The sequence below is a fragment of the Chryseobacterium sp. HR92 genome (assembly GCF_045689405.1).
Taxonomy (GTDB): Bacteria; Bacteroidota; Bacteroidia; order Flavobacteriales; family Weeksellaceae; genus Chryseobacterium; species Chryseobacterium viscerum_A.
Window position 1 is genome coordinate 4,226,444 of the sequence record NZ_CP139139.1, and the last position, 19,474, is coordinate 4,245,917.

Sequence of the window (19,474 nt, forward strand, 5' to 3'; positions counted from 1 at the left end):
CTTTTTCTGCCACCTTTGCTTTACAATTTACCAATACGAATATAGTACAAATAAAAAAAATTACCTGAAATCAGATAATTTTTTAATTTATTTTTAAGAAGGACTATTTAATGTCCAGCAATTCTACTTCAAAGACAAGTGTACTGTTTGGTCCGATTTCTTTGCTGATTTCCTGATCTCCATAGGCTAAATGCGGTGGAATAATCAATCTCCATTTACTTCCAACCGGCATTAGCTGAAGTGCTTCTGTCCAACCTGAAATTACTCTGTTTAAAGGAAAAGATGCAGGCGTGCCTCTCTTTACTGAGCTATCGAATACTTTACCGGAAATAGTGGTTCCGTGATAGTGGCATTTTACCGTAGACTTAGGCCCTGGTTTCTGGCCATCTCCTTCTGTAATGATCTCATACTGTAATCCGCTTGGTAACTGCACAACGCTTTCTCTCTTACCATACTCTTCCATATATTCTTTACCATCTTTCAGGTTCTTTTCTGCCAATTCTTTTTTACGTTTAAATAACATATCTGCTACTCCCATATTATAATTTTTTTACAAAGATAAGGCTTTTTAGGGTTGGAAGATGGAAGCACGATGAGAGAAGGTTAAAAATCCGAAGCATTTTCCTACCAAACGATATGTTTTTAATTCATTCTTATTAAAAAAAGCTAAACACTAATAATCAATAAGTTAAATAGCTTATTTTTTAATATTCATTAATCATATTGTCTTACATTCCCTTATTTTCAAACATCTTTTCCACAAAATTCAAATAATTGTAATACTTACGTAACACAGATTTCGAAACTTGGCGTTATAATTGAATTTTAAAAACTAAATGCCAAATCCATTAAAATATAATAAGAAGTTTGATGAACTGAATGAGGAGGAAAAAAAACTTCTGGAAATCAATAAAAAAACAATTGCTGATTTTGTTGAGCAGTCCTCTTCCATCAGTGACGTCAATTATGCAACCCGGAATGCCCATGCTAAAACATATGCTGTAGCAAAGGGAACGTTCTGGATTGAACCTGACATCCCGGAGTCTCTGAAACCTTTCTTTGACAAAGAAAAATTTGATCTGACCATCAGGTTTTCCAATGCTCAGCTGAAAATTCAAAATTCAAAAAAAGATATTCCTGCTTATGGGTTTGCTGTACAGATAAGAGATGAGAACGGCGGATTGCTTGCCAATTATCCATTGGTGAATTTCCCTTTGTTTCCTATCCATTCTGTTTCTACTTTTCTGAAGTTGTTTACTGCTGTCAATAAGTTTTACATCAAAAAATGGAGCAGTTTGTTTCCAATGCTTTTTCAGATAGCTAAAATAATTCCTTCATTATTAACAAGTGATATGGTTCGCAATATGATCAGACTTATTGGGAAAAGAAATGATTTTATCCTGTCATTTGATTATTATTCTGCAGGAGCTTACCGTCTGGGAGATCAGGTTATTAAAATAAAGCTATGTCCTCAATCTGTGGATAAAAATATTGGGAGAAAGCAAAAGATCAAGGATTCGTTAAAAAATTACCTTCAGATGCATGATTTTGCAGCAGATGTTCTGATACAGATTTGCTATGATCTAAAAGATCAACCGATCAACCGACTGAATGTTGAATGGAAAGATTCTCCATTTATTAAAATTGGTGAGGTAAGAATCAACAAAGACTCCTTATTAGATTCACGCAATTGTACGAACGAACTTCTTTCATTCAATCCTTTTGAAAGTAAAATCTTCTTCCAGCCCGTAGGAAAAATACAAAAACTGCGTGATGAAGCTTATAAAGTTTCTGTACAGACCAGGAGAAAGATTAATAAGCTGCTGCATGGGAAAAACGGGTAGAATGAATAATGATGAATTATAAATGATAAATTATGATTTTTTGAATGTAAGGTTAAAAGATTTTATTCAACTAAAAATTTAAAGACTGTTGTAACAACAGTCTTTAAATTTTATCTGAACTTTCGATCTTCTTCTTTAATGGCCAAATCATTAATGCTTGCATATCTTTTCGCCATCAGCCCGTTTTCATCAAACTCCCAGTTTTCGTTTCCATATGCCCGGAACCAGCTGCCATCTTTTGTCTGATATTCATATTCAAAGCGAACAGCAATGCGATTATCAGTGTGTGCCCAATACTCTTTTTTAAGCTTATAATTAAGCTCCTTTTCCCATTTTTTCTGAAGAAAAGCTACAATTTCTTCTCTTCCATTCACAAATGTATCTCTGTTTCTCCATTCGCTGTCGATGGTATATGCTTTGGAAACTTTTTCAGGATTCTGAGTGTTCCAGGCGTCTTCTGCCAGTTGAATTTTCTCCAGTGCCGTTTCAAGGGTGAAAGGCGGAAGCGGATGTTTTTGTTCCATAACTTATTGTATTAAATTGGTTGCTATTTTTTTTGATTTTTCAATTAATTCATTAGATCTGAAAAGCTGACTTTCTATAATACTGCTTTCAAAAAGCATATAGACATGATCGGAAAGAGTATCATCATTCAGCAATTCTAAAAAAAAGTTTCTGAGATCTGATTTATGAGACTGAATAACAGTCAGGATTTTAATATTATCCATTGGGATTTCTGATAAAATATTCAGGAAGCTGCATCCCCTGAAGTTTTCCTTATCGTTCATATAAACCAGAAAATCGAAAGCCTTGATAATTTTAGAATTTGATTTTTTTTCTTTTGCTAAGAAGTTATTGAGTTCATTGAACCAATATTCATGTCTCACCTTCAGAAATTCTACACACAAATCTTCTTTGGATTTAAAATGCTGATAGAAGCTGGCTTTGGCTACTTCTGCTTCAGAAATAATCTGGTTGATTCCAGTAGAATTATAGCCCTGATTGGCAAACAATTGAAATGTAGTTTCTATGATTCTTTCTTTTGGAGACTTCATTTTGCTTTCTTTTATGAAACAAAGGTATGAAAAAAAACAAAGAACAGACCAGTCTGTCTTTTTTATTTTTGAAAATATTTTTTTGAGAATTTTGGAAAGCGCAAAGGCGCTAAATTTTTAATTGGTAAAGCATAGTAAGGACGCAAGGATTTTATCTCCGATAAAATTTAATACTGCTAATAATATAACTCTGAATAATATAAATAATTTATAAACCTCCTTGCCATGGATCTTTGAAGTTTTAATCCTCTCTTCGTTTTAAAATTCAACATTGTTGAAAATCTTTGATTTTCTTGCGCCTTAAAAACATCATTAATATTAATCTTTAGCGCCTTTGCGCTTTTCTAAAAAAACAAAAAAGCCTCCAGAAAAAGATTCCAGAGGCTTTATAGTATATTTTAAGTATGATTATTTTTCTTCTAATTCTTCTTTCTTCTCTTCTTCTTTTTCAGGGAAGATAATGGATAAAAGAACAGAGATTACCAATACTCCACCTACAATTCCTAATGAAACCGGAGATGAAATATGAATCCATGGTGCAATAAGCATTTTAACTCCAATGAAGGATAGGATAATAGCCAATCCGTAAGGAAGTTTGCTGAACATATGAATAAAGTTCGCCAATAAGAAATACAGTGATCTTAATCCTAAAATCGCAAAAATATTTGATGTATAAAGGATAAATGGATCATTAGAAATTGCGAAGATCGCCGGAATGGAATCTACTGCAAAAAGGACGTCTGTAAATTCAATAACACCCACTACTACCAAAAGAGGAGTTGCCATTTTGATTCCGTTCTGGATGGTGAAGAACTTATCTCCATCATAGTTGTCAGAAACTTTCCAGAAACTTTTGATCAGTCTTGCTCCTGCTGTATTGCTGTAATCTTCATCGTCATCATCGTCACCATCACCCCAGGATTTGATTCCCGCATACACAAGAAATAATCCAAACAGTGCCATCACAATGTTGATTTTCACTGCTTCTCCGAAGATATTCATTTCAGGAAGATACGTCAGATTGATCAATCCTACTCCTGCAAAGATGAAAATAGCTCTGAAGATCAGTGCTCCAATGATTCCCCAGAAAAGAACCTTGTGATGAAGGTATTTCGGAACTTTAAAAAACCCGAAAACCAGGATAAATACAAATAAGTTATCCACCGACAGTGCCTTTTCAATCCAATAGGCTGCCTGATATTGTGTAAATTTCTCTATTGCCAAAGCATGGCTTTCAGGACTGCCATCTGTATTGAATACCCAATACACCACTCCTGAAAAAACCATTGAAAGCGAAATCCACACGATAGACCATATGGTAGCTTCTTTGGAAGAGACTTCATGACTTTTTTTATTAAATACCCCTAAGTCCAGGAGCAGCATGATAACGACCGTTACTGCAAATCCCCACACCAGACCTGGGTGCAGTTCTAAAATACTTTGATGTTCCACTTGAGTTATGTTATTATATGATAAAAGCAATAGATGTACTGGGTACAAATATTGCTATTTTATTTATCTTTTGATTTACAATTGATTATAGGTAATTCATCTGAACTGTCTGAACCGTCTGCTCCAGCTTTTTGTCTGCAGTAGGATCTCCGATCGCATTGAATTTCCACTCTCCGTTTCTCTTATAGAAAACACCCATTACCATGGCAACATGTCCGCTGAAAGAAGCATCATTGGCAATATCATATTTTGCAAAAACTTCTCTTACGTTGGTAGGGGATCCTTCATAAATACGGATAGAAGCAAAAGGAATTGTTCCGAAATCCTGGCCTCTGTAGCTGTTCAGTACCATTGCCACATGCTCTACATTTGGTTCCAGCTGGCTGAAATCTACAGTGATCACCTCGTTATCCAATCCGTCATCTCCATCTACGTCACCGGTAAGGTCATCTCCACTGTGTCTTACAGATCCGTTTCTGGATTTAAGGTTTCCAAAATAGATTACTTCTGTAACATTTTTGTTTGAATCATATAAAATACAGCTTCCATCTAAGTCTACTGCTTCTTTTTTAGTTCCAAAAAATCCTTTTTTCTCAATTGCTCCCCAGTTGATTCCAACACAAGCTTGGGAAAGCTCAGCTCCATTTTCTTTTTTAAGGTTGATTCTCTGACCTTTTTGTAAGTTAATAGCCATCTTTGTATGTTTAGTTGTTATTTACTATTTTGCAAAAAAGTGTATCTTCTTTGCTTTTCAAATTTCGTCTTAGTTATTATTCAAATTCAAATTAAGCATTGCCCGCAGAATATTTGTTTCTTCATCGAAGTCAAATATTTTGCTCATAATATCCATATTTTCCAGGTTTTTGATATAGTCTTTCAAAACACCTTCTACTTCTGGTGGTAATGTACGTTTTCTTTCGTTCATACTGTATTCCAGTTGTTCATTTTTACTTCTCAGCTGATCGATAATAGAACTCTGATTAGATTGATTTTCAGAAATATCAAGCTTATCCAATTCTTTGTCAAAAAGATACAATTTCTTTTCGTCTACACTGAAAATAAAATGATCATCAGACTGAAAGATTTTGAAAAGCTCATAATCATGGGTTCCTATAAGGTATCCACAAACAAAACGGACTTTAAACCCTTGTATATTGAGTCTTCCCAACAGTTTTCTTTCAATTGAATAATCTTTATACTGATAAGCCGGAAAAGAACCGGATTTCAGCAGCATTTCATCTGCATCTGTCCTGTAAAATTCCTGGGCATATTTTTTATGAAAGTACAGTACATTATCCCAATTGGCTGTAAAGCTGTCTTCAGTAAGATCTTTATACAGTCTTTTCAGATGTTGGGAAAATACACCGCTGTACATTTTCCTGTCGGTCTGAAAGCTGTCTACCTGTCTTTCTTCAAAACCTGAAATATATTTACTGTTGATGTTAATTTCATTGATGACCGCCAGCATATCATTTTCTTTCTGCTTTTTAATTTTAGTCAGAAGCTCTATGAGGCTATCCGTATACTGCAGGTGAAAAAGCTCCAGTTTATTGTAATCTAAAGCCGTATTTTCCTGGAACAGATTGTGGATAATATCTGTTTTGATATAAATTGATATTATGTCAATATGTTCAAAAAAATTCGCGAGAAGCTTAAGCTTTGTTAATCTTCTTTTGCTTTGCGACAATATGGTTGCTGCATCATCCCCCACCTTAGTATCCTATAAATTAACCTCTGACATTAGCTTTAAGTTCATGCTCCAATGTCTGAAGATCCTGATCCAGTTTTCTTCTGTTATCTGCTCCCTGTTTCTGGATTTGTTTCACTTCATTCAATGTATTGATAAGCATTGATGTTGTTTCTTTCAATGTTTCTACAGATACAATAGTCTGCTCATTAGCTCTGGCAACATTTATTGAGTTCTGACCAAGTCGTTCTGCATTCTTTCTTAAGATTTCTTCAGTAGTAGAAGATACTTTCTGCTGAATTTCAATATTCTGCTGTTGTCTGTACATCGCTACAGCAAGTGAAAGTTGGTTTTTCCAGACAGGAAGTGTAGTAGTAAGAATCGTCTGTGCTTTTTCAGCAATAGAAACGTTGTTATTCTGTACCAGTCTGATCTGTGGAAGCGACTGCATCATGATCACACGTACTACTTTAAGATCTGCCATTCTTCGGTCTAACCTTGCAATGAAATCTCTCTTATCCGCAATCTGGTAATCCTGAAAATTCTGAGGAGCAGTTTCCATTTGAGCTAGCTCTACTGCAGCTCTTTCCATTCTGATATTTCCTGCAATTACAAGGTCTTCAATTTGTTTAATAGAATTCACATTGCTTTCAAAAATAGTCTGAAGTACCGCATTATCCTTTGTAGAAGTAATAATACCTGCATTTACTTTGTAAGAAATCTGCTCAATATTATTGATGATCTTGTCATATTTTGCAAATAAGTTTTCCACCTGAGTAATTACCTTCTTCATGAATGGTAATTTACTTAGAAAGCTTTTTACTTTATTTCCGTTAAGCTCATCTACATCTACATAGTTAAGCTCTATCAAAAGATCATTGATAAGACCTCCTACTTCTCCTGAGTTTGATCTTCTTACGTTTCCTAAGAAGCTGTCACTCTGATTGGTTAATGTTTTCTGAAGTTCTGCCCCGAAATTAACGATGGAACCAGGATTGGCTTCATCAATAGAGTTCGCAAGAACTTCATATTTCTGGCGTTCTTCCGACTGCAACTGAGTCAGATTCACATTTCCTTCTCTATCCACAAGAACTGCCGGCGCTGCATTCTGAACAGGCTGAGCCGGAGTTGGAGGAACCATTGGAGTAGGTTCAAAGGTTTTAAGAGGTTCTATTGACCCTAGCGGATCTATGGGTTGATTTTCCTGATTGTCCATGATTACTTCTGATAAATTGATACAAATTTCTCAAGGCCGTCTCTCTGCCCTGCTCCTACAGCCTCAAATTTCCATTCTCCGTTTCTGTTATAGATTCTTCCGAATTCTACAGCCGTTTCGATTGAGAAATCTTCATCCAATTCATATTTTAAGATCTCTTCATTCGTATCTGTATTGAAAATTCTGATGAAAGAATTTCTTACCTGCCCAAAGTTTTGTTTTCTCGAATCTGCTTCGTGAATAGTTACTACTACAGTAATTTCTTTGATAGCATCATCAATCTTTGTAAGATCAATTTTGATCTGCTCATCATCTCCTGCTCCTTCTCCTGTAAGGTTATCACCTGTATGAATTACAGATTTGTCCGGAGACTCAAGATTGTTATAGAAAATAAAGTGATTATCTGAAACTAATTTTTTGTCGTCCCCAAGCAAAAACAAAGATGCATCAAGGTCAAAACCTGTTCCTGTAGAAGTATTATTGATATCCCATCCTAAACCTACAGTAAATTTAGGTGCGTTAATATTTTCTCTTTGTCCTTTTTGTAAGTTAATAGCCATAATATAATTCCGTTTGTGTTAAAGTATTGATGTTATTTTCGTATTCTTTTATTAAATGATAATTGTTGCTGATGGCCAGCTCTAAAAGCAGATCCATCTGTTCTTTTTTTACTTTAGACGTAAGATAATCAAAATTACTTGAATCCAAGCCTAAAATATATTTTACAATCCTTGTATTAAACTGAAAACTTTCTTTATTCATCACTTCTGCAACATGTTTTACATTTTTCACTGCATAGTAGTTGAAAAAGTTTTCAATTTTCGGGTCAAGGTCAAAATTCATCAGTTCTGCATAATACATGAACATAAAGTCAGCCTCCACATTATATTCATTCAGGATTCTGTTGACTGTATATTCATGACTTCCCGTGATCTTTATATCGTCTATAAAAATACAAAGTTTTCCTCTCAAAAAATCTTTATCGATATAATATGTGTCATTCGCGATCAGATTTTTACGGTCTTCAAAATTAAGATTCCCGTAATCTGTGATGTAAGTATGATTACGATTGATTTTAGATAAAACACTGGATTTCTTTCCTTTTTGAAACAGATAAAAATCCAAATGTTTCTTAAAATAAAAACATAAAAAATTAGATGCTGTAGGAATCGCCATATACGGGCTTGGCAGCACAACAATTTCTTTATTCGTATTTAAAAGTTCTTCATTTTCGGAAATAAATCCATCGAATAATTCTCTTGCAAATTTTTCAGCATACGATCTATCGCCATACTTGAAATAGCTGTATTCTGCAGGTGAGAATGTAAACTCATCTGCGGAATGAATGTGGTGTAAGCTGTATCTTATATTCATGTTTATTTTTAGTGTTTAAGTAAATAGGCACTGAAACCGAAGTCTTTTGCTCCTTGATAATCCGCTACAGGATTATCTCCGATGTGCAGAATCCGATTTAGAGGCAAGTCCTGATCTTTGATCTTATTCTTCACTTCCTGAAAAATAAGCGGGTTTGGTTTGGAACAGTTGATTTCATCAGAATAGATATGAAAATCTATATACTGATCCAGATTTTCATGAATCAGAAATTTTCTCATTGTTTTCCCTTTGATAAATCCTGTGTTGCTCAGAATATTAATAGTCTTTCCTTGATTTTTGATATCATCAAAAAATCCATGAATATTTTCAAAAATCACAACTGGTCTGTATTCCAGAAACAATTCTTCACTTTTGTTATAAAACTCATTGAGTTTTTCTTTATTCAATTGCTTTACATCCACCCCCAGGGAACCAAGAATCATCAGATAAATCTCAAAAGTGTCTATATTTCCTCCCGTTACTTCATTGATGGTATTACAAAGATCATCATAATATTTCACAGTTTTCGCAACTTCATCTATAGGTTTATCTACATTGAAAAATGAGGAGAACAGCTCAACTCTTTTTGTTTTAAATTCAGGATGAGATTTGATTAAAGTGAGCCACAAATCAAAGGAAAAATGACAGTGGTTATGAATGTCGATATCTGTTTTCAATAGGTTTTAAGTTAAAAGTTTTTATTTAGCTTCTTGAAAAAGATTTAAAATTTTCTAATCATCAAAAAGTGTTTATAATACTATTCTTCCCAAAGATAAAATATTTATCATAAAAGCATTACGTTAGTTATCTGTTTTAAGATATTTTTATGAAATTCTATAAATTTGAAAGACTCACAGAAGATGATTTCAGAAGTGTTGAATATTCGTTCACAAAAAAATATTTTCAAAAATTCTTTGAAAATCAAAAAAAAATTATAATTTCGCAACCGATTAAAAATCAACAATGTCAACAAAAATGATAAATATTATAACTTTAAGCAATCCTGTCAGAGCTGTGTTCTTTGGCAGCACTGAATATTTATCTGAATAGTTCTATAGATCTTTTATACTAAAAATATATTGAAGACCTGTCTATTCGGATAGGTCTTTTTTGCTGCCCTAATTTCAGACTTTAACAATTCAACGAATTTGTGTTATTTGTTAAGATTTCTGAAAATTTTCCTTTGATACAAAATACAAAAAATGTTTTGCCGGCTTTACGAGACCGGAGTGTATTTTGTGCTCAATTTTTTCAGAAACTTTTCTAAGCACAGATCTAAAAATCAACAATTTAAATCAAACAAAATGAAATACAACACACGAAACATAGGGATTATAGCACACGTAGATGCAGGAAAAACAACTTTATCAGAAAGGCTTTTGTATTACACAGGACTTATTCATAAAATTGGTAATGTAGATGATGGAAATACCACCATGGATAAAGACATCCAGGAAAGAAACAGGGGTATCACCATTTCATCAGCTGCAGTTTCTACACAATGGAAGAAAGACAATACCGTTTATAATATCAACATTATTGATACGCCGGGACACATTGATTTTGCGGTAGAAGTAGAACGCTCTCTAAGAGTTCTGGACAGTGTTGTCGCAGTTTTCTGTGCTTCTTCAGGAGTTCAGCCGCAGACTGAAAATGTTTGGTTCCAGGCAGAAAAACACGGAACATCCAAAATCTGTTTCATCAATAAAATGGACAGAATTGGCGCAGATTTCTTTGCGGTTCTCAATGAGATAAAAACTAAGCTGAATGCTGTTCCTCTTGCTCTTCAGATTCCAATTGGCGCTGAAGTACATTTTGAAGGAGTGATCGATCTTGTTAAAATGAAAGCATTATACTGGACTGATGAAAACGGAGAGACTATCGTGGAAAAAAAAATTCCCGATCATTATATGGCTGAATCTGATGAATACAGGATAAAATTAATGGAAACCCTGGCAGAAAATGACGACACGTTCTTTGAAATCTTTATGGATACAGAACAAATGGTCACCATCGAAATGATATCAGAAGCTATACAAAGGGTCTGCAGATCCGGATCAGCTGTTCCTGTTCTTTGTGGTTCTGCTTTTAAAAATAAGGGAATCCAGCCTCTTCTTGATGCTGTGGTAACTTATCTTCCGGCTCCGGATCAGCTAACTGACCTTCAAGGAAGAAATCCTTATACAGAAGAAACAGTAACATTGGGAAGAAATGAGGCAGCTGCTTTTGCAGGGCTTGTTTTCAAAGTCGTTATTGACAAACATATGGGAAGGCTGGCCATGCTTCGTGTATATTCCGGAAGAATAAAATCCGGTAATACAATACTGAATGTAAGGACGGGTGAAAGCTACAGGATTTCGAGAATTTTACAGATGCGGTCGGACAAAACTTTATCCATGGAAGAAGCTAAAGCCGGAGATATTGTTGCTTTAACGGGAATAAAGGATGCCAAAACCGGAGATTCTTTATGTTCTCCAGACAAGGCAATATTACTGGAAGCCATTACCATTCCGACTCCTGTGATCAGAGTTGCAATTGAGCCTAGAACCAATGGTGATGAGAAATCGTTCGGTTTGGTGCTGGCAAAAATCCAGGAAGAAGACCCTTCTTTGGTGGTTGAAAAAGACCCGCAGACCGGGGAAACTTTATTGAGTGGATTAGGAGAACTTCATCTTGAGGTTACATTGGAAAAAATCCGTCTTAATCATGGTATTGAAATCAATCAGGGAAAACCTAAAGTTTCTTATCGTGAGATCTTAACGGAAACTAAAGTTCACAGAGAAAAGCTTTCCAAGCAAAATGGAGGAAGTGGTCAGTTCGCTGATATTACTTTTGAAATCGGGCCAGGAAATGATCATGAACATGGATTGGAATTCATCAATATGATCAAGGGAGGAGCTATTCCCACTGAATTTATTCCTTCTGTTGAAAAAGGATTCAGAGAAGCTATGGAACATGGACCATTGAAAGAATATCCTCTGGAAAACATGAAGATCACTCTTCTGGATGGTTCTTTCCACGCTCAGGATTCCGCAGCATTTGATTTTGAAATTGCGGCAAGAGAAGGATTCAAAACGGCAGCAAAAGGATGTAGTCCTAAACTGATGGAACCTATCATGCAGGTGGAAATCCAGAGTATTGAGGAATATACTGGTGCTGTCACCGCGGATATCAACAGAAGAAGAGGAATCATTACTTCTATTGATGAAAAATCAGGAAGAAAGATTTTTGCAGCGGAAGTTCCGTTAGCTTCAACTTTCGGGTACATTTCTGATCTGAGAACACTAACGAGTGGAAGAGCTTCTATCAGCATGAAATTATCACACTATGCTTTAGTGCCAGATTTTATTGCGAATACATTAATGACCTAAACTAGCAAGGACTGTAGATTTTTTCTTACAGTCCTTGTCTGGTTTATGAGGAGGTTTATTGTGAATGGTCAATCGTCAATCCGCTGCGCTTGTCAATTTTTTACAGACAATAAAAATTCACTATTCACTTGCGAGCCAAAATTCACTTATTGCCTCCTTCCCTATTTTTCCGGCATCACCTTATACGTCGGATCTTCCTGGATATTAACTTCCACTACAGCCTCTGCATTTTTAAGTATTTTTCGGCAGTCTTCGCTGAGATGACGCAGATGTAAGGTTTTATTATATTGCTTATAACGTTTTGATAATTTGTCCAGAGCATCTATTGCACTCATATCTACAATACGGCTTTCTTTAAAATCGATAACCACCTGATCCGGATCATTCATGGGATCAAATTTATCCGTAAATGCTGTTACTGAACCAAAAAACAAAGGTCCGTATATTTCATAGTACTTTACTCCGTTTTCATCCACATATTTTCTCGCTCTGATTCTTTTCGCATTATCCCAGGCAAAAACCAACGCTGAAATGATCACTCCAATCAACACTGCTAAAGCCAGATTATGTAAAACCACAGTAACCAACGCTACAGTAACCCCTACAAAAATATCCGATTTCGGCATTTTATTAACAATTCTGATAGACACCCATTGAAAAGTACTGATGGCCACCATCATCATCACTCCTACTAAAGCTGCCATAGGAATTTTCTCTATCACAGGGGCTCCACACAGTATAATGATCAAAATAAGCAGAGAGGCTATAATTCCGGATAATCTTGCTCTGGAACCAGCATTCAGATTCACTAATGTCTGTGCTACCATTGCACAGCCACCCATTCCACCAAAGAAACCATTGGTAATATTGGCCAATCCCTGAGCTACGGATTCTTTATTTGCACTTCCTTTGGTGTTAGTAATTTCATCTACCATGGATAATGTCAGAAGAGATTCAATAAGACCTACTCCGGCCATAATTAAGGCATAAGGGAAAATAATCTGCAAAGTTTCCAGGGAAAAAGGAATTTTGGGGATATGGAAACTGGGAAGATTTCCACTGATATGAGCAATATCTGCGACTGTTTTGGTTGGAATATTAAATCCGAGAACTAAAGCAAATACGATTATAATGGCAACCAGAGAGGCAGGGACAACTTTTGTGATTTTTGGAAAAAAATAGACTACGGCAATTGTAAGTACAGTTAAGCCGGCCATGATGTATAAAGGCACTCCCTGAAGCCACTGTACAGCTCCATTACTATCTGTAATTTTGAACTGTTCTACCTGTGCCATAAAAATAATAATGGCCAGCCCGTTCAGGAACCCGTACATAACTGGCTGTGGAATCAATCTTACAAATTTTCCTAATTTAAAGATTCCCACCAGCATTTGAAGTATTCCGGCAAGTACAACCGTGGCAAAAAGATATTCTATTCCGTGAGATTGTATCAGAGCAATCAATACAACGATAGTTGCTCCTGCTCCACCGGAAACCATTCCCGGACGGCCTCCCAAAACAGCTGTTACAAGCCCCATCATAAAGGCTGCATAGAGTCCTGTAAGCGGAGACAAACCGGCAAGGATAGCAAATGAAAGAGATTCAGGAATCATTGTCATCGCTACAGTAAAGCCAGCCAGCAGTTCATTTTTGTAATTGATTTTCTTCGAAAAATCGAATAAGCTTATAGTATTTTTCATTGATTTGCAAAGGTATGGACTGTCTCAATGGTATACAATTTTTTCTTTTTATCATTTTTCTATGATGAAGTCTATTACCTGTAAGTAATTTACAAATCAATTCTTATAATATGTTAATTTTAATTAAAATAAGCAGATAAAGTACGATTTTTACATTTCTATCTCTTTTTACTTCTTATTTTTGTTTACATTTGAAAACGAATAAGCAATTATTTGGTACTAATTAAAAAATTCAACGTGTAAAAAGCTGTATATCAATTCATCTACAGCTTCAACTCATAGAATTGTATAAAAACCTTAATAGGTCATATATTATTTACACAAATGGCAGGAAGAGAGTTTGAAAGAGAAGAAGAGGAAACCCATTGAAAATAAAGAATATATCTCAAGTACATTAAGGTGACTCCTACCCACCTGTTTTTAAGATATTTGGTAAGTTACAGATCCGTTTTTTAAGATTCATCATCTTATTAAACGCGATTTAACATTCTTACATCATAATTTCCATTTTTTATCAATTTCAAATTGAAGCGAATTATTCCCCATCATATGAAATAATATATAGATCCTATTTTCGTTTTTTTGATATATAAGTTTAAACAAAAGAATAATATTCAATAAAAATGTTATATAAAGAAATCCATATTGGAAAGTTTATTAAGGAAAGAGTAGATGAAAATGAAATAACAATAGAAAGGATATGCAAATTTTTAGGCAAAGATGAAGGAGCTATCGAAGGTATGTACGAAAGTAAATCGATGGATACGGATCTTCTTCTAAGATGGAGCAAATTATTGGAATATGATTTTTTCAGACTTTACAGCTCACATTTGATTTTATATGCACCTCCTTCTGCCATTAACAAAAACCAGCAGAAGTCCGAAAAAACGCCTTATTTCAGGAAAAATATTTACACTCAGGAAATCAAAGATTTTATTATGAAAAGAATTCTTTCCGGTGAAATGACCCAAAGTGAAGTCATCAAAGAATATTCTATTCCTAAAAGCACCCTTCACAGATGGCTTCAGAAGAGCGATAATGTAAACGGATAAACAGATAAGACATGCGCCCCAATTACAAAAAAATTTATCAGGATATGCTCAGGATGGAATATCCGGAAAAGCTAAAGGATCCGAAAATCAAGGAACTTCTTGAAAAACTTCATACCAGCGAAGATGTACTGAAGTTCAACGAGAAACTGTTCAAGCAGTCCAGAGAAAATCAAAAACTCAAAACCTATGACAGACAGACAATGCTAAAATTGCTGCAGTATCAGAAAAAGCACGGTCATTCCACAAGCTATATGTCCAGAAAATATAAAATAAGCAGAACTACTCTTTCAAAATGGAAAGTCATGTTTGAAGAAGAGCTTGAAGATACAATGAAGAGTGCCGGTAAATAATCTACCGGCACTTTTTAAAGGTAAAAGTAAGGAAAAAACAGGGCTAAACGTTTGCCGGAGTCGAACCGGATAGCCTTGCCGGGGTGACCGACTTCGCTATTCCTCCCATAATTGTGTTACGATGAATTTTTTCCTAACGACACTTTAGAATGGTAATATTAAGAAGCTGGAAGTGGGATGAAGAAAGGGGTTAAAGTCTGAAAATCTCTCTGACTTTATAGAAAATTATATACAAAGATATCTTTCAACACCCCACTTCCGGCTTCTAATATGAGAAAAACAAGGCTAAGATCGAATAATGCAGTCGTGCTCTAACCAGCTGAGCTACTCTTCCTATATAGATCGTGTTTTTTGTTGTGGAAGAGACGGGATTCGAACCCGTGACCCCGTCGTGATGAGCGAAGTAACATTTTTCTACGGCACTTGTTTGTTTTAAAATAAAAAGAGGCAAGATTCGAAAAGACTTGTACAAGATCATTTCCATGACCTTATGGAGTCGAACCAAATTAAACCGAAGTAGGCCTTTTCTACGGCACTCTTTTACAAATCAAGGTAATATTTTTCAGAATCTTCCGTGCATTTGCTCTACCTGCTGAGCTACCTCTCCTTTTCGAGGGAAAAGGCAGGATTCGAACCTGCGACCCAATGTTTACTCAATCTCGAAGTATGATTCTAAGACGACACTTGATTTTTATGTTTATTCATAATTATTAGTTTTCTTTTTACAAATCTATATTATTGCTGCGCATTCTTTTTACGCAGTTATTTTTTTATTAAAAACCAAGCAAATAAATAATAAGAGTAAATGATATTCAATTGGAAGTTGATGATGAAACTCTTATCTACGGCATTGGTTAGCTACCGGGCAAGCTGATGAAAGACTCTGTCAGTTTGGAATCGAAGTAGGTCTTTCTAACGGCACCAGTATTATTAACACTGCAAAATTATGCTGTATGTACGCAATCTTTTTACGTAGTTTGATTTTTATTGAGAAAATGATAATAAGATCATTTCAAGTTCCTATTCAATTCTATAAAATAAATTTCCCATAATCTTTCTTTCCTTATTTTATGATGCAATCTGATTCATCATTAATCGATTTGAAATGTGGATTTCCAAACAAAGATGTCATAAAAGCTGGAAGCATTAAGTTTATTAATCTTTTCCAGAATTTCTTTCAGTCTTTCCCGTTGTATTGTTTTCAATTCTGCTTTGGATAAATCAGCTTCACAATATTCCTGTATAAATTTTCTAAAATCAGAGGCAGTTACAGAACGACACATTTTTTCCATGACCTGCATTCTAACAGTTAACAATAATTCATCATCCCAATCTTTTTGCTCTTTTTGGATATATTTCGTATCATAGCTTTCAAACACAAAGGGAGAGAAACTTGTACACCAATCACCCCATTGATCCTCATCAAAATTTCCTGTAAATATTTCCATAGCATTTCCATCAACTGTAATGACAGAATTCATATTAATATGATCTGCTTTTATAGCGCTTATCCATTCTTCAACATTTTGAATTATGACTCCTTGAATATTTACAACAAAAAGATCCGCCGCATGATCAAAACATTTTGATTTCTTAAACTTAAATTGGAAAGATGTATCTCCAAGCTGTATAATATCTGAAAATACAGGATATTTATTGATAATTTTCATGGGTTTTGATTTACTAAATTACATTTGAATTTTAAAAGCAGTGCCTGTTACAGCACTACTTTTTGAATCATTTTTACAGCTGATTTTTTGTCTTCCAACGCATTCAGTACATCGAAAATTTTGTCTGACCAACCTGCAATAAGATGTACATCATTTTTTCTGACATCAAGCGGCTGTCTTCCATAACCTGCCAGGTCAAAAATATACAGTTTTGCATGAGGAGCGATAGCTTTGTACTTTTCCCATACATCTTCAAAGGAGTTTCTGTTCCCTGTGCTATCCCACATCTGGGTATCGGTGAAAAGCATTACTTTATCTACCAATTCTCTTCTTTTGATAAGATCTTCAATCACCAGATAGCCATTTGTAGAATATCCTGCTTCACCTTCGCGTTTGTAGAATGCATCTACATTCCTTAAAATTCCGTTTTTAGGCATTGGAACTCTCAGCCAACGGTCACCGAAGATACCTGTCACCACATTTTTACACTGTGACTGAAGAATCATCGACATCAGTAAACCGATATCATACAGCAAAATTTTACTTTTGTTGGAAACCGCTTTCTGCATAGAACCGGATACATCCGCAGCGATTACTACCGAAGTATCAAAACCAAAGCCTTTGATATTTTTAGCACTTACTACCACCGCATCTTCCAATGCTTCCAATACTGAGGACAGATAAGGAGAATCGATATTTTTTAACTCTCTATAAGCTGCAAGGAATCGGAACGGGAGCTGTTTTGAATTGGAAACAGCTCTTTCATCAGAAAGGTATCTGCACACTTTGTTCATTGCATCAGATGATACTCTCGTTTCCAGAATATTCCTCAGGTTTCTCATGGTTGCCATATAACCCAATTTATTGCTGAAGATCAGTTCTTCCCATTTGTTTTTGAAGGCTAAATTTCTTTCTGCATCATTTGCAAATTTCGTCTGACCTAAAACGGAAAGTTCTACTTCCCATGTATAAGGAGTTTCCAATGTGTTATTGGCAATTTTGTTGAAAACAGCTTGTTGGTTTTCATCCTTAGCTTTTGGGTGAACCAGGAATAATGCATCTCTCAGGGTTACTTCTGCTTTTCTGTTGTATTTTGCAAACTGGTATTCATCGAATGTATTGAATGATCTTACCAGACCTTTTTGAATCTGCTTTGACAGTTTGTTCAATTTTTTGGTATCTGTTCTATTATTCGCAAGTTGGTAGTATGCCAGCAATTCTGTGATTTCATCTGCTCTCTGGACCACACCTTCTACCGTTTTACTTACCAGATCCGTACCGGAAACCTGCTTTGCCAATTCGGTAGTCAATACCAATGGGATGGAGCGCAAATACATATCTTTTCTTGCATACACTGCCAGTTTAGCTACAAATTCAGGATCATTTTTTTTGATCAGAGACTGGATTCTTTCCAATCTGTCGTTTCCTTTTTCATAGTTGGCATCGGACAGTCCTGTTGTAACAACAGCACTATACAATTCTTCTGCAGGTGTCATGGCATATGCTTTTGCACCTTCGTAGTTCAGGACTACTTTTTTATTTTCTTTTTTTAAAAAATTAAATTTCATGGTTACTGTTTTTTTGTTAAACATGGAGAAGAATTGATATTTCCTCTCTGATTTCTGATGCAAAGTAAAAACAGTATTGCGCAATCTTTTTGCGTAGAAAATTTTTCTTTAATTTTTTTTAAAATTTTATTTTTTTAATGGGTTGAAAGGAGATTTTATAGAGGATATCTCAATTGGATAAACATTCAGGATTTGCGGATTACACAGATTTAAGTTTCGGCTAAATGGTAACTTATAAGGTAGGTTAAAAACCACCCATTGAAAATAAACATAGATCTTTAATGACAATCTAATTCCTAATTCCTAATTCCTAATTCCTAATTCCTAATTCCTAATTATAAAATCCTTCTATCATTCGTTTTCATTAAAGAAATCATCTCTGATCTGTTTTTAAGAAAGGGTTTTCTAGCTTTGCTATTATTAAAATTAAGCTATGATTAAGGGAATATATGAGACTCATGTACAGGTAAGCAATCTGGAAAACGCAATACAGTTTTATACAGAAGTGTTAGGATTGAAACTGGCTCACAGAGATGAAACCAGACCTATCGCTTTTCTATGGGTTGGAGAGGGAAAAGAATTTATGTTAGGACTCTGGGAACAGGCGGAAAATCTCCAGACTAGGCATTTTGCTTTTTCAAGCAGTAAAGAAGATATTTTAAATTATTCAGTAGAATTTTTGAAAAATAAGAATTTGAAACCTTACAATTTTCTAAAAAACGGAAGTACTGAACCTATGGTATTTGCGTGGATGCCCGCACTGGCCATTTATTTTAATGATCCTGATGGAAACCAGCTTGAATTTATCTCTATTCTTGAGGGAGAAAGCAAACCGGAATTAGGTGTGCTTAGTTATGAGGAATGGATGAAATATAAATAGCATTACAAAAATATTATCCACGAAACTAAATTTGGATACATAATAATTCTTGGCATGTTTTAGATAATTATTTATTGTATACAAACGGTAAAGCTTTTTAGTTTTCCGAAATTGATAAAAAATTAAAAAGAACCATCCAGTAGTTGGATGGTTCTTTTTATAAATTAGATTATTTTCCCTTTTTAATATAATACGAGATTATAATTGCAATTGGTCCAAGATAAGGAATAAAAAAGATGATAAAATAGTCTAATA

The 19,474-nt window shown here is 34.9% G+C and carries 18 protein-coding genes; 5 read left to right on the forward strand and 13 right to left on the reverse strand.

What is annotated here, in order from left to right; translation table 11 throughout:
• Positions 1 to 103: 103 nt before the first annotated feature.
• Positions 104 to 538: an FKBP-type peptidyl-prolyl cis-trans isomerase gene (locus tag SFA27_RS19015; RefSeq protein WP_052184755.1), complete on the reverse strand. Its 435-nt coding sequence runs from the start codon at positions 536 to 538 to the stop codon at positions 104 to 106.
• A 298-nt stretch (positions 539 to 836) separates the two neighbouring features.
• Here SFA27_RS19015 and SFA27_RS19020 point away from each other — a divergent pair, with 298 nt between their 5' ends.
• Positions 837 to 1,844 (forward strand): catalase, encoded by a 1,008-nt coding sequence (locus SFA27_RS19020; protein WP_407294265.1) that lies wholly within the window; start codon positions 837 to 839, stop codon positions 1,842 to 1,844.
• A gap of 110 nt (positions 1,845 to 1,954) precedes the next feature.
• Here SFA27_RS19020 and SFA27_RS19025 read toward each other — a convergent pair whose 3' ends face one another.
• The 9 genes from SFA27_RS19025 to SFA27_RS19065 form a co-directional block, all read right to left on the reverse strand.
• Entirely contained in the window at positions 1,955 to 2,368 is a 414-nt protein-coding gene (locus SFA27_RS19025) for a DUF1348 family protein (RefSeq protein ID WP_407294267.1), read from the reverse strand.
• Between the two features lie 3 nt (positions 2,369 to 2,371).
• Positions 2,372 to 2,899, reverse strand: a complete 528-nt coding sequence (locus tag SFA27_RS19030; protein ID WP_407294269.1) for a TetR/AcrR family transcriptional regulator — start codon at positions 2,897 to 2,899, stop codon at positions 2,372 to 2,374.
• Between the two features lie 408 nt (positions 2,900 to 3,307).
• Positions 3,308 to 4,351: a TerC/Alx family metal homeostasis membrane protein gene (locus SFA27_RS19035; RefSeq protein WP_047377807.1), complete on the reverse strand. Its 1,044-nt coding sequence runs from the start codon at positions 4,349 to 4,351 to the stop codon at positions 3,308 to 3,310.
• Between the two features lie 85 nt (positions 4,352 to 4,436).
• Positions 4,437 to 5,045, reverse strand: a complete 609-nt coding sequence (locus SFA27_RS19040; protein WP_047377806.1) for a TerD family protein — start codon at positions 5,043 to 5,045, stop codon at positions 4,437 to 4,439.
• 69 nt (positions 5,046 to 5,114) lie between these two features.
• Positions 5,115 to 6,062, reverse strand: a complete 948-nt coding sequence (locus SFA27_RS19045; RefSeq protein ID WP_052184754.1) for a hypothetical protein — start codon at positions 6,060 to 6,062, stop codon at positions 5,115 to 5,117.
• Positions 6,063 to 6,078: 16 nt separating this feature from the next.
• Positions 6,079 to 7,254, reverse strand: a complete 1,176-nt coding sequence (locus tag SFA27_RS19050; protein ID WP_407294272.1) for a toxic anion resistance protein — start codon at positions 7,252 to 7,254, stop codon at positions 6,079 to 6,081.
• 2 nt (positions 7,255 to 7,256) lie between these two features.
• Positions 7,257 to 7,814 (reverse strand): TerD family protein, encoded by a 558-nt coding sequence (locus SFA27_RS19055; protein WP_047377805.1) that lies wholly within the window; start codon positions 7,812 to 7,814, stop codon positions 7,257 to 7,259.
• Positions 7,804 to 8,628: a phosphoribosyltransferase family protein gene (locus tag SFA27_RS19060; protein ID WP_407294274.1), complete on the reverse strand. Its 825-nt coding sequence runs from the start codon at positions 8,626 to 8,628 to the stop codon at positions 7,804 to 7,806. Before SFA27_RS19060 ends, SFA27_RS19055 begins: the two co-directional genes overlap by 11 nt.
• Before the next feature lie 8 nt (positions 8,629 to 8,636).
• Positions 8,637 to 9,305, reverse strand: coding sequence for an HAD family hydrolase (locus tag SFA27_RS19065; protein WP_407294276.1), 669 nt, complete (start codon positions 9,303 to 9,305; stop codon positions 8,637 to 8,639).
• 627 nt (positions 9,306 to 9,932) lie between these two features.
• Between SFA27_RS19065 and fusA the strand changes: the two genes are divergently transcribed.
• Positions 9,933 to 11,999, forward strand: coding sequence for an elongation factor G (fusA, locus tag SFA27_RS19070; protein WP_407294279.1), 2,067 nt, complete (start codon positions 9,933 to 9,935; stop codon positions 11,997 to 11,999).
• Positions 12,000 to 12,160: 161 nt separating this feature from the next.
• Here fusA and SFA27_RS19075 read toward each other — a convergent pair whose 3' ends face one another.
• On the reverse strand, positions 12,161 to 13,699 hold the full coding sequence (locus tag SFA27_RS19075) for a SulP family inorganic anion transporter (protein ID WP_407294281.1): 1,539 nt from the start codon (positions 13,697 to 13,699) through the stop codon (positions 12,161 to 12,163).
• A 623-nt stretch (positions 13,700 to 14,322) separates the two neighbouring features.
• Between SFA27_RS19075 and SFA27_RS19080 the strand changes: the two genes are divergently transcribed.
• A complete protein-coding gene (locus tag SFA27_RS19080; protein WP_047377801.1) occupies positions 14,323 to 14,751 on the forward strand; it encodes a transposase in 429 nt (142 codons plus the stop codon).
• Between the two features lie 44 nt (positions 14,752 to 14,795).
• Positions 14,796 to 15,101 (forward strand): helix-turn-helix domain-containing protein, encoded by a 306-nt coding sequence (locus tag SFA27_RS19085; RefSeq protein WP_407294283.1) that lies wholly within the window; start codon positions 14,796 to 14,798, stop codon positions 15,099 to 15,101.
• Positions 15,102 to 16,192: 1,091 nt separating this feature from the next.
• On the opposite strand, the gene SFA27_RS19090 is transcribed toward SFA27_RS19085, so the two are convergent.
• A complete protein-coding gene (locus SFA27_RS19090) occupies positions 16,193 to 16,771 on the reverse strand; it encodes a hypothetical protein (RefSeq protein ID WP_047377799.1) in 579 nt (192 codons plus the stop codon).
• 47 nt (positions 16,772 to 16,818) lie between these two features.
• Positions 16,819 to 18,339 carry a TROVE domain-containing protein gene (locus SFA27_RS19095; RefSeq protein ID WP_407294285.1) on the reverse strand — a complete coding sequence of 507 codons (1,521 nt, stop codon included), beginning with the start codon at positions 18,337 to 18,339 and terminating at the stop codon, positions 16,819 to 16,821.
• A 433-nt stretch (positions 18,340 to 18,772) separates the two neighbouring features.
• Here SFA27_RS19095 and SFA27_RS19100 point away from each other — a divergent pair, with 433 nt between their 5' ends.
• Positions 18,773 to 19,219 carry a VOC family protein gene (locus tag SFA27_RS19100; protein ID WP_407294287.1) on the forward strand — a complete coding sequence of 149 codons (447 nt, stop codon included), beginning with the start codon at positions 18,773 to 18,775 and terminating at the stop codon, positions 19,217 to 19,219.
• The last annotated feature ends 255 nt before the right edge of the window (positions 19,220 to 19,474 follow it).